Source organism: Paenibacillus sp. Soil750, assembly GCF_001428045.1.
GTDB classification, from domain to species: domain Bacteria; phylum Bacillota; class Bacilli; order Paenibacillales; family NBRC-103111; genus Paenibacillus_E; species Paenibacillus_E allorhizoplanae.
Map to the genome: position 1 here is coordinate 411239 of NZ_LMSD01000040.1, position 13864 is coordinate 425102.

Sequence of the window (13864 nt, forward strand, 5' to 3'; positions counted from 1 at the left end):
TCCCCGCAACGTAGCTGTGGGAGTTCATTCAGACTTTTTCTATTTTCGCTTATACTTACTTTAATATTGCCCTTTTATGACAAAGAACGAACCTCGAATGGTCCCAGCTAACTTGGACTTCTGTCTAGCAAATTTAAATTTCTTCTCTTCCAATTCCTTAGGTACTTCCATCCCCTCAGAAAGCTTAAAACCAACAGCCCGCTTCTTAGGGTCATCAACCGTATACATGACATTGATCCCCAGACCATCCTCATAAAAGACGTAAGTAAATTGGATATTTTCCACTTGAAAACGCGACGTTTCTAAAGGTTTGGCCGCAAACGTGATATCACGTTCTTTCAAAACGCGGTTCACATAATCAAGGTTCTCCTGACTTTCGCTAGCGGGTATAACCGAAAATTCATGTTTGTATTTATTCATAAAGTAACGGGCTTCATTCGCACGTAAACCAGCAAGCGCTTCTGCTACTGGTGAAGACTCTAAACCCACCATAGACACATTTTTAAAATCAACGATTTGAGACACGCTCATCCCTCCAATAACCTCGCTTATTTCCCAATAACAGGAATCCATACTTCACCATAGACGAGGCCGTCTCGCTGCCCCATCTCAACCGTTGTATTTGGCCCGCCTACATAGGCGAAATTTTGTGCTTCCGGCAAAACTTGACCAAAGGCAATGCCAGTCAGCCTATTACTCAACTCTTCTGCCGTCTTCCCTTCACCTTTAACCACGAGGTATTGTCCCTTAGGGAATTGAATAACTCTGTGTTCTTCCGGTACCGATGCTCCTGTCATGACACCAGCATAGTACATCATCTTGTGATTTACCGCTTCGTTCACGGCAAAAATGTAGTCGTTCGTGGCAATCGCTTTTAATGCGTCAAGCCTTCCATCTTGCTCTACTGCCCGCCAAAAGCTTTCCTTCTCCTTGTTGATACCGGCATAATCTGTGTAATTGCTCTTCAGCTCCGTGCCAATACCTAGAACGATAAAGCTGTCTTTTTCCTCAAGGGTATACATTGTCATAATTAAAATCTCCTTTTTTCAAATTAATGAAATATTTTTTTACTTGATATGTTTATATTAACCTTAAATCATGTCAAAATATGATACTGTTTAGAAGTTCCATTGAAATCTCTACTACCTATTAAAGTTTGCGGCTTTTCGGACGCAACGCCCAAGAGGCGATACTAAGCGCGGCATAGAAAAGCGGAAGAATAATATGGAATCCGTAATCACCGTAATCGTTAGCGAACACATGAGATAAGGCCGCACCAGTCATTAGAAAAAAGATACCGCTATAAGCCCATTCCTTAAGCCGAGGGAAACCTGGCATTACGATTGCAATGACGCCAAGCAACTTCCAAGTTCCGAGAATGTTTGTGATATATAACGGAAAACCAATATCGGTCACTAGATCGACATTCCCCCCATATCGCATTAGTTGCCCGATACCGCTTAATGCAATTGAGAATGCAAGTATGATTGTGACTGCCCAATAAGCGGCCACCCGTCCAAAAGGGCGGGACTCTACTTTCGCCATTTTTTCATTCCTTATAATTGTACTCATTTTCATTCCTCCTCTGATCCTGTTTACTTCTTAACAACTGGAAGTGATTTGTTTTTTCACTTGATACGTTTATAATAACCTTAAACCATGTCAAAAAATGATACTGTTTAGAGGACCCGATGAAAAAAGTAGAACGAATTAACATCATCATGCGGTATATCAATAACCGCGCCCACTTTACTATTTCTGAGATTATGCAGGAATTTAATATCTCTCGTTCGACAGCCATTAGAGATATCAGAGAAATTGAGACGATGGGAATGCCGCTTGTCGCCGAAGTCGGTAGGGATGGGGGTTATTTTGTCATGAAAAATTCCGTCCTACCGACTGTCCGCTTTACCGATAATGAGATCAAAGCCCTTTTTATTGCCTTCATGGCCACTAGAAATCAACAACTTCCCTATCTGAAGAGTCGCCACTCTTTAGCGGAAAAATTACTCGGACTCATCTCGGAAAACCAGCAAGATGATCTTGTTATCTTAAATCAAATCTTGCTATTTGAGGGAACCAACCCCCACAATCCCGACCTGCTTGATCTGTCAGATCTGCCCCATCCTATGTTAGAACAACTTATCCAAATCATTATTATGGATAGCTACTTAGTGGTTTCCGTTGAAGTAGGGAGGGAAATTGAGACTTATCCCATCTATCTGCTGCACTTATATCGTGAAAAAAGCTCTTGGCAAATTGAAGGCTATGACCTAGAGGAAGAGAAGAGGCGAATTATTCCTGTCGACAATCTCACCGATGTTACACCCTACTCTGGGAAAAAAAGAATAACCAAAAAGAAGATTATAGAACAACTAAGCAAGCAGGAAAAAGTCGTCAATCTTGTCCTTGAACTAGGTCCAAAAGCGATTGCCCAGTTCAAAAAGTACCATCCGTTAAAAATGTCAATTTCATACACGAATCCTTATCAGTCTACGGCTATTTTAAAGACTTTCGTCCATGTTCATCACTCGGATGAGTTGGCTGAAGTCACAAATTGGCTGCTTTTCTTAGGTGGAGATATCAAGATTAGGGAAGTGCCTAAAGAGGTTATGGAAGGTTTACAGGAGAGAATGGTTCTTTTCACGAATAAGTAAATTGATTAATGAAGAAGAGGCATCATAGAAGGAGCTGGCACTCGTTATGAAGCATTCAGGACTTCCTGTTCTTAAAAACATGTCGATGTACACAGAAGCTTTGCACACCGAGGGCTTTCACTATTATCGGGATGCCTATAGTTTATTATTTATACATGCACGTTCAGTTATACTTACGATTAACAATCACACACACAGGCTTGAAGGCATCGGTTGTGTATATCTACCACCCCATACATCCATTCATATTCAAAATGAGGATCTGATAGAGAATCTTTCATCATCTACCGAGCAGATTCATTTCTATGCCTGCAACTACGATTGGATGGGCGAGGAATCGTCCACGGACCCCCCGTTTATGCCGATGCTTGCTAAACTGAGCCATTCGGCTCTGCTTGATCAAGTGTCCTCCCTATACGATTCATACGAAAATCGACTTTATAACAGCCTATCACAGCGTCTGCCTCTACAAGCCCAATTCCTTTCCCTTTTTGCTGATGCATGCTGGGCACTCGAACAGCCCGATTGCCTTTCTTTTACTCAACCGCTGGATGGTATCGAGCAGGTCATTTCTTATGTGCACACGCATTATGAGCGCAAAATCAAACGAAATGATGTTGTACGCCTATCCGGTTTAAGCCTTCGGCAATTCACGCTAAGCTTTAAGCAGCGTACAGGCTCTACCTTTACGGAATATCTTAATCGTATACGCATTGACAAGGTTAAGACTATTTTGCTGCAATCCCGACAATCGTTAAACGAAGTTGCTCACCAAGTGGGTTATGCCGATGAGTTCTATTTAAGCCGTAAATTCAAGCAAGTCACAGGAATGTCCCCTACGATATATCTACGTAAACCCCATACAGTCGCATCCCTGGACCATGCTTATACACTGGACTTGCTCTCGCTTGGCGTTAAGCCTTGTGCAGCCATTACAGATACTTGGATGAATGATCAGTTTCAACTATTACAAGGCTCACGTTCGTTTCAACCGCTCTATTGGGAAACCGAGCATGCGAGACGGCTGCAGGTACTCCAGAACGTCAAGCCTGATATCATTTTGCATCCTCTAGTAGAAGGCGATGAATACCAACATATTGAACGCTATCACCAGGCGGGTCTTGTCATTCAGATTCCGTGGCGCGGTGTTACTTGGAAGCAGCATTTTATGAGTGTTGCCCAGATAACGGGTATGGAGCAGCAGGCACGCAACTGGTTGGAATCCTTCGATCACAGAGCAGGACAAGTGCGGGAAGCTTTGCGTCGAACACTGGATCCTCACGCCACAGTTGCCATAATGAATGTGCGCAGTAATCGTTCACTGATTTATGCCTACGGATACATGGGGGCAGATTTACTCTATGACATTCTGCAGCTAAAACGCCCTCAGGCTGTTGCGTCCATGTACGCTCAAGGGTTAGAGCACCCTGAGTTTTCTATCTCTGACTTAAGCCGTTACGATGCCGATTATTACTTTGTATCCATTGAGAATAATCAAGCTGCCAAACAACGTGCAGTGACCATGAAGGGAAGCCCTGAGTGGCTTGCCTTAACTGCCGGGAAGCAACAATGTGTTTATCCGGTGGATATGACCAAATGGTACGGTTACGGGCCAGCTGCACTAGATGCCCAACTACATGATGTCATCCATTACCTTTTGCCCAATTATCCAAAGAAACAGAGATTAATCTGACATGTACATGGGTGAATGATCTTGTTATCATTGTAAATGAGAATGAGAATCATTATATACAGGAGGGCAATAGGTAATGGGTAGAAAGAGAATCGTACTAATTTGTTTCATCATCATCATGATGGTTGGGGGGACTGTCGCTTGCAGTAATGCAAAGGAAACCAGCAATGCCGCGGGAACACCAACGGCCAATAACCAATCAGTAGACGCTACTAAGGAAACGGGTAAGCCGAATACAGAAGCGAAAACTCGATCCTATAAACATATGTCAGGTACCTCCGAAATTCCTGTCAAAGCAGAACGTGTAGTCACTGACTGGTACTATGGCCAACTCGTTGCCCTTGGGCTTAAGCCTGTTGGGACAGATGATTTCGTACTCAAGAATCATCCCTTCATTAAGAAAGATGGCACAGAGAGCATTGGAAAATCACTGGAGAAGATCGTTGAGTTGCAGCCCGATCTTATCATTTCCTGGGGAGCTTCGAAATACGATAATTTCTCCAAGATCGCTCCAACTGTGCCGTTGGAACTAAGTGGCGGTCCCAAGGATTCTGTACGCATCTTTGGAGACATTCTGGGGCGAAAAGCTGAAGCGGAACAATGGATTACGCAATTTGATACGAAAGTAGAAGCAGCTCGGAAAAAGGTTTCCAGCAAAATTAGCAAGGATGAGACTTTCACCATTCTCAACATTTGGAAAAATAAACTGCGCGTATATGGGTTTGTCAATATGGGAGGCTACGCTTTGTATGAAGGTCTGCAAGTGACACCTGCTCCCAAAGTAGATAAAGAATTCCGCAATGCCAAAGAGTGGTATCGTGAAATCTCTTACGAAGTTCTACCCGAATTTGCAGGGGATCACATTATCTTGACGACCTATGACCCTGAGGGTACTTCGACTGTTCTTAAAGAACTAGAGAGCAGCCCTCTCTGGAAAAATTTAAAAGCAGTCAAAAATGGAAACGTCCACGTAGTTAACTATAATTACTTGTATAACGATGATCCTATTGCCGTCGAGAATCAGATCGATATCTTGGCTGATGCCATTCTGGCTGGCCGATAGAATTTAATACCCTAATCTGAATACAGACCCTCTTCTATCCGTTCGTTTACGGTTGTGAAGTGGGTCTTTTGGCATGTCGTGGGATTTGTAAAAATTTGTCGGCAACGAAAGGATTTATACACAATTTTGTCGAAATTATAGGCATACATGAAAATACTGGATTATTCCCACGAGGTGCACAAATGAAGCGTTTTCAATTAATCTTGTTACTACTCACATTTGGCGGCGCTGCCTTCTTGGCATTGCTCCTGTATCCCTATATAAGTTCATCGGAGGATTCCGCCAGTACTCCAATAACCACCTGGAAAGTGCAATGGATTCCAGTTGGAGCTCAGGAAGACGCCCCACCTGACATAGACGGAGAGTGGCTGTCTGCCACGGTTGAGCACCCATTTGTTACTATCCCCAATGGGAAGGTCGGCGCATGGATTCACCTGACTGTCCCCCCGACGTCCAACCTATCCAAACCTGGACTGTATATTGAACCCTTGTACGCCATGAACATAATGATTTATGAGAACGGCAAACCCGTCTATCAGGCCAATCGTAGCTTTGACTTCGAGCGCACCCCTCTACAACTGCCGCTTGACCATACTGAGATAACCAGCGATCTCTACCTGCGGCTCACGGCGAAGGAACGGGCAGGCATCAGCAGCGATATCCATCTTGGCGAGCTTCCCGAAATTTCCAAGGAAGCCGTCCGCAAGAAACTGCCTGACCTGTTGCTAGGGGGAGGTTTTGCTTTCCTGTCGCTCTTGATGCTTCTCTGCTCCTGGTACCTGAACCGGGCCCTACGCAGTACTGCTCTAGCGCTTGCCCTATTCATAATGTGCAGCGGCATTCTGATTATCACCTACTCGGATATGCCATACTACTATTTTCCTGAGCTTGGACATCTTTTTTTATTTCTATTTGATACGTCTATTTATATTATATTTCCTGCCCTGCTGTACTTCGTCACCCACCTATTCGAAGGCCGGTATCCATGGATCAAGCGAGTGTTTCGCTGGCTTGTTGTCTATTATTCGATTAGCTTCATCGTTATGGTATGTTATAAGATCATCGGGGCTCCCTTATATTCTCTCTACGCGTTCCTGACTCTCTGGTTGGGTGCACCACTCATTATCGGACAACTGATTCTCATTAGCGTCCTCGCCTTTCGGAACGCCATGCAGAATCCCAATTCCCTGATCCTCTCTCTGGGCATTTTGATCCTTGCCCTATCTGGTGTGACGGATCTCTTGCTGATGTACGCGATAGATACTCTCCGTATGCTTAATTTTTGGAAGATTGGCATCATTATTCTGATCGCTTCCCTGGTGATGATCCTGAACCGCCGCATTGCATCTGACTATGCCCGGCTCCTCTCCTATTCCAAAGAGTTGGAACTTTACAATCACCAACTACAGCGGACAGAGAAAATGCAGATCATCAGCGAACTGGCCGCTTCCATTGCTCATGAGGTGCGCAACCCGCTTCAGGTCACAAGAGGCTTTTTGCAGTTACTCTCGGGAAAATCAGTAGAGCACGACAAGTCCTACTTTACCATGGCCATTCAGGAGCTGGATCGGGCGTCAGGCATCATAACGGACTTCCTGACCTTTGCGAAACCGGAGTTGGATACCCTAGTAGAGCTGAATTTGCAGCATGAGCTCGCCCAGATCGAAACCATGATGACACCGCTGGTCTTGCTGAACAATGGGGAGCTGGATGTCCACGTGCCCGAACCTCAAATCATTCTGGGCAACTCATCCAAGTTCAAGCAAGCATTGATCAACATCATCAAGAATAGCATCGAGTCCCTTCACGAAGAAGGCCACATTACTATCAACGCCTGGGCCGAAGGAGGAACCGCTGTCATCCGCATTGCAGACAACGGCGAAGGCATGGAGCCGGAGCAGATCGCGAAACTAGGAGAGCCTTACTTCTCGACGAAAACCAAAGGAACCGGCCTCGGTCTGATGGTTACCTTCCGTATCATCGAAGTAATGGAGGGCACCTTGAAATTCCATAGTGAAAAAGGAAAAGGAACCGAAGCCATCGTCCGGTTCCCTCTCGTTTTCAACCCTAGTTCCAAGTAATCTGCGGTTGTACCCCAGCAGATTTCAATTGATCCAATTCCTCCGGTTGCGGGGGAATGACAAGCGCATAATGAGCTGGTGTTTCCGCCAGCACACTCAGCTCAATACCTTCAGGAACTTCAATTCCGAAGTCCTGCTTCAGCGCACTACGGGGATCTGCCAACAAGCGCGCCTTGAAATCTGCGTCTTCCCAAGCCTTCTTAATAATCTTTACTTTCAACGTATCCATGGACATGACAACACAACCCTTCAAAATGTAGGATATCTGCATTTTCATAATACCATGGAACTAGATCTTTTGTGCCATTATTAACCATTTATCGACAAATAAATTTAAAATCCGCCACCATTCAACAAACCATCGTAATGATCTCAGATCTTGTTAGCCTTACGCTGCAAGCTTTGAGCGATAACGGATGCGAAAACCTGGCGAGTTGGAGGGCACACTGGAATTCCATAGTGAAAAAGGAAAAGGAACCGAAGCCATCGTCCGGTTCCCTCTCGTTTCCAACCCTAGCTCCAAGCAATCATCTGTGGTTGTACCCCAGTAGCTGTCAATTCATCCAATTCCTCTGGTTTCGGAGGAATGATCAGCGCATACTTAGTGGGTGTTACCGCCATCACATGCAACTCAATACCTTCAGGAATACTGTGTCCGAAGTCCTGCTCCAACGCACTACGGGGATCTGCCAGCAAACGTGCCTTAAAATCCTCGTCCTCCCAAGCTTTCTTGATGATATTCACTTTCAACGTATCTATGGACATGACAACACAACCTTCCCAAATATTAGGATAATTTGCATCTTCATAATACCATAGAACTAGACATTTTGTACCATTATTAACCATTTATCGTCAAATAAACTGAAAATCCCCCATCATTTAACAAACTATCGTAACGATCTCTGATCTCGTTTGCCTTGCTCTGCAAGCTTTGAGCGATGGAGGATGAGAAAATCTGGAGAGATGCAGGAGCATCCTTCATAGCGCTCAGTTGATCCGCATAACCGCTTGCAAGGGCCGAAAATTCTCCTAAGGCCATCTCACGATAAATACTGCGTTTCACCATACTCTCATCCAAAACTTCGCTTGCCTCTAGCTGAAGGTTCTCCCGCAGCAACACTAGGAAGGCGTTACACGAAGCCGTCGGCAAATCCTCCTGCCAATCTGTCCAGTCATCGGAGAGTTGGAGTACCGCAAGAGCCAAATCGGTGGCTGTCTCCATAACCCGAATCTCTTGGGCCCTTCCAGCTTGGAGCAACAGTGCCGCGGCGCACAGCTTCACCGGGGCAGCCTTACGTGCCAATCGGCCAGGATCCCGCGGGTCCATTGGCTCGTCCGCCTCACGGTACATAGCATCTGCCCATTCCGCTAAATAGCGATGATAACAAACCCATAGCTGAGCGTTTCCTGAGAAACACCGCTGATAAGCCTCCAAGAATCGTTGATTCAAAAGCGTGCTTAGGGCCAGCGAACGCCGAACCTCCCTCTTCTCATCCATTACATCGTCCAAGAGAAAAAAGGACAACATCCCGTACACATTTCCCACGGCTAACTCGCGACACAGCTCGATCGAACTCCCCAAAGTCTCTCCAACCCAATATGGGAGCAGGTAGCTTATCATATTAGGTCCTTCGTTGTCCTTCCTGTCCAAAGGATAGCACCGGCTCAGAAGCGCCAAAGCCTGCTCCTTCAATTCCTCCGGTAGCGTCTGCAATTGAGCCGAGGCTTCCCCGAAGATCTGGACAATCTCATCGCTATATTGATCTATTAATTGGTTCATGGCTGGGAATCAGTTCCTTTCTTATTGTGAAAAATAGTAACGATGCCCTCATTTGCATCGGGTTGAAAATTTGCCTTACCGATCAAATTCCTACCCATGCGAAACGCTCGCTACCCCTTTCAATTTCAATCAAATTGCTCTTTTACACTATGTATTTAAGTACCTCATCATCCCAAACCTGAGCCTCTATGTATCTTTCTGGAGCAAGACTAACATCATAATTCTTTCGTTACCTCCTTATTATATCACCAGCTTACAAATGAAGGATATTGGTAGAACTCTTTTCTGAATGACAAAGATATATTGCTGCTTAACGTAAAAAAGCCCCTTAAACGAGGCTTCTCATCATTTCAATTAGTTATCGTATCGATCAACTACTACTTCAATTCTCTGCTTTACCACTACTTTCGGCTATCGTACTCGTCCCTCGATTTAAGTTAATCCTTCTTACTTCAAAGTAATAAGTGTTATTTCGGTAAGACTGCCATCATTGGATAAAATTCTGTATTCATTATTCCCGCGATAACGGCAGGATCTTCCGCTATGAGTTTTGAGACTTGATCTGCATTCTCAACCTCAATGACGGCGAGCCCATGAGGATCGTTCGGTTTTCGAACTGGTCCGAAGACCAAAGCTATCCGCTGATTCTGCTTATCCGTCCAATAGGCGATATGTTGGTGCATAATGTTACGTTCTTCTACTGTCATATCCTGAGAAAAAGTTGTTCTTGGCGGCGTAGACCATAACATGAAATGCATTTTCCCTGGATTGCCGCTTGCGGTGTTATCCGACATTACGAAAAACCTCCATTACCTAAATTTGTAATCCATACCACGACACTTCATTACAATTATTTCATAAATTACTTTCGACATACAATCAATTTCGAAATAAACTACATCATCAATGGATCGCCAAAACTTGCCGTTACTTATGGTACGGTTCAGCGTAAGTCCTCTATCAGCTAGTTAGTTCCCCCTCTAACCTATCACCGCTAAAATTACCACTTCTTCCTTAAACTTAATCTTGTTTCTTTTCAACATATCTCTTATTAATGGGTAGAAACACTTACGTTGCGATTAGTAGAATCATATATTAATACATACAGTATGATTGACTTGAAGGAAGTGATGAGATGTTGAATTGTACAAGACCCTCTTCCATTACGATATTAGGCAGCAGCGGAGGTGCTGCTAAAGCGGTATTAGCCATTATAAATCAATCTGTTCAAGATAAAAATGACCCTATATATCCTATCATTAGCCATTCGCAACTTCACCTCATTGATATTAATCAAAAGGATAAAGCATATTTTGATCAACTATTCCCTCATCTCTCGAATCAAATCAAACTCCACCAGCTAGATCTTAAAAATGTAAACGCCCTTCGGAAACACCTCACTAAGACAAAAACAGAAGTAGTCATTGACGTATCATGGGCCGATACGATTGAGATGCTTAGCTGCTGTAACGAATTAGGCATATTGTACGTCAATTCAGCCCTTGAGAATGCGCAGGTCGATGAGGACGAGAGTCTGTACGGTTTTCCCCTTGCAGAGCGATATCTTAGATATAAAACTAGAAAAACTGATTTTACCCATACAACGGCCATTACGTGCTCGGGTATGAATCCCGGTGTCGTACAATGGATGGCTCTTAAACTGATGCAAGAAAATCCAGGCAAAAAACCTTTAGCCTGCTACATTGTTGAGCATGATACTTCCTTTTTTGCAGATCAAACATTAATTGAACCTAACACCATCTACACTTCTTGGTCAGTCGAATGTTTCCTGGATGAATCGATATTAAGCTATCCGATGTTTGTCCATAATCATTTGCCTCATTATTTTTATGAAGAAGTCTATGCAATGGAATACAAAGTAAGGTTAGGAGACAAGGAATTTTACGGATGTCTGATGCCGCATGAAGAAGTACTAACACTAGGTGAAATTTTTGATATACAGATTGGATTTATTTATCGTGTCAGTGAATATACAACGGAATTAATCCGAAACAATTTAGATCATGTAGACGATTTATGGGATTGGAACCAGCGCTTAATTGATCCAGAGAAAGGCAAGGTTGAAGGTGAAGACCTCGTTGGAGTTCTTTTGGTTTACGAGGATATGGAAAAGTTTATGTATAATTCGATGAAAAGTAGTGACATTTATGCTCAGCACAAAACGAATGCCACGTATTTCCAAGTCGCATGCGGCATTTATGCAGGCTTTGCCAGCCTAATCCTAGATGATATTCCTGTAGGTATTTATAATGTTCATGAGCTCCTGCTCAACACCGAAAGCAATTACGGAGAATATCTAATGTACCATATGACCGACTTTGTCGTGGGAGAAAATAAAGACTCTGATGGATTACTTCATCAAAGATTGAAATGGACTATATAACTGATCGTAATCAATAATACGAAGCACGGTCATCCTGAGATGATGTTTGTCCGCACATCGTTGATAAAGCGGAGTTCTGTATCCGTATGCATCATGTTGTGAAGTTCGTCCTCCTTTTAAGATTGAAAATAATATTCATTCTTAATTTGGAGGGCCCCTTCTTACATATTTTTCGGAAAAGATCGGGACCAAAAAAGGCAATGATCCCACAAACTACAGCTAATACCAAAAATTTGCGTCATTTGTGGTACGTTTCTCCGTATCATTCTAACAGCGATTCGGGGCTGTCCCATCAGGTGAAATTTTCTGCTTTTTGGACAGTCATCAACTCATATTTATCCAAAAAACTGAATACACCCTTTTTCTCTTTTGCCAGTTTTTCATATTTTCCGACTTGAATAATTTTACCTTCTTCCATGACAATAACTTCATCAGCATCCCTTATTGTCGATAAGCGATGGGCAATCACGATAATCGTCATTTTCCCCTTTAACTGTTCTAGGACCTCCTGAATTTTTGCTTCATTCTCATTATCTAATGCGCTAGTCGCTTCATCCAAAATCAAAATAGAAGGTTTCTTCAGCATCGCTCGAGCGAGGATCAGCCTCTGTCTTTCTCCACCTGAAAGCCTGACTCCTCGGTCACCAATGAGCGTATCAAGACCCTGTGGTAATTTCCTTACAAAGTCAGCAGCGGATGAGAATTGTAAAGCTTCCCACAATTGTTCCTCTTGTGCATGCGGTTTAACCATGAGCAGATTGTCTCTTATACTCGTATTAAACAAAAAAGGATCCTGAGAAACATAACCTAAAGACTCTCTTAGCGATAATAGGATATCATCTGTTAGCGGGATGCCATCAATCATGACGCTTCCACTCTCAGGTTTCAGCAATCCCATTACTACATCTACTAAGGTGCTTTTTCCGGCACCAGAATGCCCCACAATGGCTGTCATGCGGTTAGCAGGAATATGCAAATTAACTTTTTGAAGAGCATATGCGGGTTCCCCCAAATCATAGCGGAAGCAGACATTCTCAAGGTTAATCCCTTGTTTCATATGAATCCTCTGCTCTTTGGGTTCATGATCTATGCCCTCTTTAAATTCTCTCCCAACCGCGCATTGTTCATGTAGCTCTACCAACGCATTAAAGGATGGCATTACCACTGCTATCTGCTCCATACTTGATTGAATCCCAATAAATCTAGGCCATAGCCTAGAGAAAATGATAATAATCAACAACAACTGTTCAGGCTGAGCACGAAATAAGTTCACAGATATATAAATAAAAACTGCGATTAATACTGCCGATGAAGCTTTATACATTTTGCTAGATCCTGCCTGTAACTTGGTATATGCCACTTGCTCATTTCTCATCCGTTCGGTCAGGGCAACATACCAATCCATTCTCGCTTTTTCTAATCGATTACTCTTAATATCTTTAATTCCATTAATTTGGTCTGTGACACCCGCAAGATAACTTTGTCCTAACTCAAATGTCGAATTACCAAACTTTAGCGATCTTCTAAGAAACTTACGAGAGATGAAGATCAGCAGCAATCCGCTAACTAAAACAAAAACAGTGATCCTAGGTGAGAGCCAAAAAGCAAGACTCACTTGAGCCAACGTAAAAATAATGGATGCAATAAATTGCAAAAAGGTATGTGTGCCAGCACTAACACGAGCAAGTTCTGAAGTTAACAAGTTTATTAAATCAGATTTTCTACTTTTTATGAAAAAATCCCAGTTGGCTTGAAGTATGAAACCATAGGTCTCTAATCGTAGATGTCTGGTAAAGCCATGCTGTATTTTTGCGTTGCGAATCGATATATGATTTTGAAATACGGTTTGCCCAATCACTAGTAAAACATAAATCCCTAAGATTAGGGGTAATTCAAGTAAAGCAGGAACCTTATGAAATATCTCAAACCACTGCGAAAAGGGGATCCCTGTTGCATTTAACTTTATAATACCGCTTGCCGTTATCATTGGAATTAAAAATAAAATTCCGATTCCCTCTAGCAGACTAATGAAAATCATGGCAAGAAGATTGATATATAAAATTTTCCCTGAAAAGGCATGTAGTTTTTTAACAAAATAGAACGTTTGCTTCATAGTTTTGTTCCCTTCCTGCTTATTATATAAAGCCTCTAGATAAATGGGCCTGTTTTTCGTTTTCTATTGT

General features: G+C 43.1%; 13 protein-coding genes. 5 read left to right on the top strand and 8 right to left on the bottom strand.

What is annotated here, in order from left to right; translation table 11 throughout:
- Positions 1 to 60: 60 nt before the first annotated feature.
- The 3 genes from ASL11_RS29205 to ASL11_RS29215 form a co-directional block, all read right to left on the bottom strand.
- The gene (locus tag ASL11_RS29205; protein ID WP_056622565.1) at positions 61 to 525 is read right to left on the bottom strand and encodes a hypothetical protein; all 465 of its coding nucleotides are present in this window, start codon (positions 523 to 525) and stop codon (positions 61 to 63) included.
- A 23-nt stretch (positions 526 to 548) separates the two neighbouring features.
- Complete coding sequence (locus ASL11_RS29210) at positions 549 to 1028, bottom strand: GyrI-like domain-containing protein (protein WP_056622567.1); 480 nt, start codon at positions 1026 to 1028, stop codon at positions 549 to 551.
- A gap of 121 nt (positions 1029 to 1149) precedes the next feature.
- Positions 1150 to 1572 carry a DoxX family protein gene (locus ASL11_RS29215; protein WP_056622569.1) on the bottom strand — a complete coding sequence of 141 codons (423 nt, stop codon included), beginning with the start codon at positions 1570 to 1572 and terminating at the stop codon, positions 1150 to 1152.
- Between the two features lie 119 nt (positions 1573 to 1691).
- On the opposite strand from ASL11_RS29215, the gene ASL11_RS29220 reads away from it, so the two are divergent.
- The 4 genes from ASL11_RS29220 to ASL11_RS29235 all read left to right on the top strand — a co-directional run bounded on the left by ASL11_RS29220 (position 1692) and on the right by ASL11_RS29235 (position 7494).
- Entirely contained in the window at positions 1692 to 2657 is a 966-nt protein-coding gene (locus ASL11_RS29220; protein WP_056622571.1) for a helix-turn-helix transcriptional regulator, read from the top strand.
- 46 nt (positions 2658 to 2703) lie between these two features.
- Positions 2704 to 4350: a helix-turn-helix domain-containing protein gene (locus ASL11_RS29225; protein ID WP_056622573.1), complete on the top strand. Its 1647-nt coding sequence runs from the start codon at positions 2704 to 2706 to the stop codon at positions 4348 to 4350.
- A 76-nt stretch (positions 4351 to 4426) separates the two neighbouring features.
- On the top strand, positions 4427 to 5413 hold the full coding sequence (locus ASL11_RS29230) for an ABC transporter substrate-binding protein (protein ID WP_056622576.1): 987 nt from the start codon (positions 4427 to 4429) through the stop codon (positions 5411 to 5413).
- A 182-nt stretch (positions 5414 to 5595) separates the two neighbouring features.
- Positions 5596 to 7494, top strand: a complete 1899-nt coding sequence (locus ASL11_RS29235) for a sensor histidine kinase (RefSeq protein WP_056622577.1) — start codon at positions 5596 to 5598, stop codon at positions 7492 to 7494.
- On the opposite strand, the gene ASL11_RS29240 is transcribed toward ASL11_RS29235, so the two are convergent.
- The 4 genes from ASL11_RS29240 to ASL11_RS29255 all read right to left on the bottom strand — a co-directional run bounded on the left by ASL11_RS29240 (position 7481) and on the right by ASL11_RS29255 (position 10071).
- The gene (locus ASL11_RS29240; protein ID WP_082595934.1) at positions 7481 to 7729 is read right to left on the bottom strand and encodes an NHLP leader peptide family RiPP precursor; all 249 of its coding nucleotides are present in this window, start codon (positions 7727 to 7729) and stop codon (positions 7481 to 7483) included. The genes ASL11_RS29235 and ASL11_RS29240 overlap by 14 nt on opposite strands.
- A 278-nt stretch (positions 7730 to 8007) precedes the next feature.
- The gene (locus tag ASL11_RS29245; RefSeq protein WP_063795731.1) at positions 8008 to 8259 is read right to left on the bottom strand and encodes an NHLP leader peptide family RiPP precursor; all 252 of its coding nucleotides are present in this window, start codon (positions 8257 to 8259) and stop codon (positions 8008 to 8010) included.
- Positions 8260 to 8335: 76 nt separating this feature from the next.
- A complete protein-coding gene (locus tag ASL11_RS29250) occupies positions 8336 to 9277 on the bottom strand; it encodes a hypothetical protein (protein WP_056622583.1) in 942 nt (313 codons plus the stop codon).
- A 467-nt stretch (positions 9278 to 9744) separates the two neighbouring features.
- Complete coding sequence (locus ASL11_RS29255; protein WP_056622585.1) at positions 9745 to 10071, bottom strand: YciI family protein; 327 nt, start codon at positions 10069 to 10071, stop codon at positions 9745 to 9747.
- Positions 10072 to 10412: 341 nt separating this feature from the next.
- Here ASL11_RS29255 and ASL11_RS29260 point away from each other — a divergent pair, with 341 nt between their 5' ends.
- Positions 10413 to 11681 (top strand): saccharopine dehydrogenase NADP-binding domain-containing protein, encoded by a 1269-nt coding sequence (locus ASL11_RS29260; protein WP_056622587.1) that lies wholly within the window; start codon positions 10413 to 10415, stop codon positions 11679 to 11681.
- Between the two features lie 292 nt (positions 11682 to 11973).
- On the opposite strand, the gene ASL11_RS29265 is transcribed toward ASL11_RS29260, so the two are convergent.
- Positions 11974 to 13794 carry an ABC transporter ATP-binding protein gene (locus ASL11_RS29265; protein ID WP_056622589.1) on the bottom strand — a complete coding sequence of 607 codons (1821 nt, stop codon included), beginning with the start codon at positions 13792 to 13794 and terminating at the stop codon, positions 11974 to 11976.
- Positions 13795 to 13864 lie beyond the last annotated feature (70 nt).

Coding starts and splice junctions, on each gene's coding strand:
- ASL11_RS29225 (WP_056622573.1), top strand. CDS start 2,704: ATGAAGCATTCAGGACTTCCTGTTCTTAAAAACATGTCGATGTACACA.
- ASL11_RS29265 (WP_056622589.1), bottom strand. CDS start 13,794: ATGAAGCAAACGTTCTATTTTGTTAAAAAACTACATGCCTTTTCAGGG.
- ASL11_RS29235 (WP_056622577.1), top strand. CDS start 5,596: ATGAAGCGTTTTCAATTAATCTTGTTACTACTCACATTTGGCGGCGCT.
- ASL11_RS29250 (WP_056622583.1), bottom strand. CDS start 9,277: ATGAACCAATTAATAGATCAATATAGCGATGAGATTGTCCAGATCTTC.
- ASL11_RS29230 (WP_056622576.1), top strand. CDS start 4,427: ATGGGTAGAAAGAGAATCGTACTAATTTGTTTCATCATCATCATGATG.
- ASL11_RS29260 (WP_056622587.1), top strand. CDS start 10,413: ATGTTGAATTGTACAAGACCCTCTTCCATTACGATATTAGGCAGCAGC.
- ASL11_RS29215 (WP_056622569.1), bottom strand. CDS start 1,572: ATGAGTACAATTATAAGGAATGAAAAAATGGCGAAAGTAGAGTCCCGC.
- ASL11_RS29220 (WP_056622571.1), top strand. CDS start 1,692: ATGAAAAAAGTAGAACGAATTAACATCATCATGCGGTATATCAATAAC.
- ASL11_RS29210 (WP_056622567.1), bottom strand. CDS start 1,028: ATGACAATGTATACCCTTGAGGAAAAAGACAGCTTTATCGTTCTAGGT.
- ASL11_RS29240 (WP_082595934.1), bottom strand. CDS start 7,729: ATGTCCATGGATACGTTGAAAGTAAAGATTATTAAGAAGGCTTGGGAA.
- ASL11_RS29245 (WP_063795731.1), bottom strand. CDS start 8,259: ATGTCCATAGATACGTTGAAAGTGAATATCATCAAGAAAGCTTGGGAG.
- ASL11_RS29255 (WP_056622585.1), bottom strand. CDS start 10,071: ATGTCGGATAACACCGCAAGCGGCAATCCAGGGAAAATGCATTTCATG.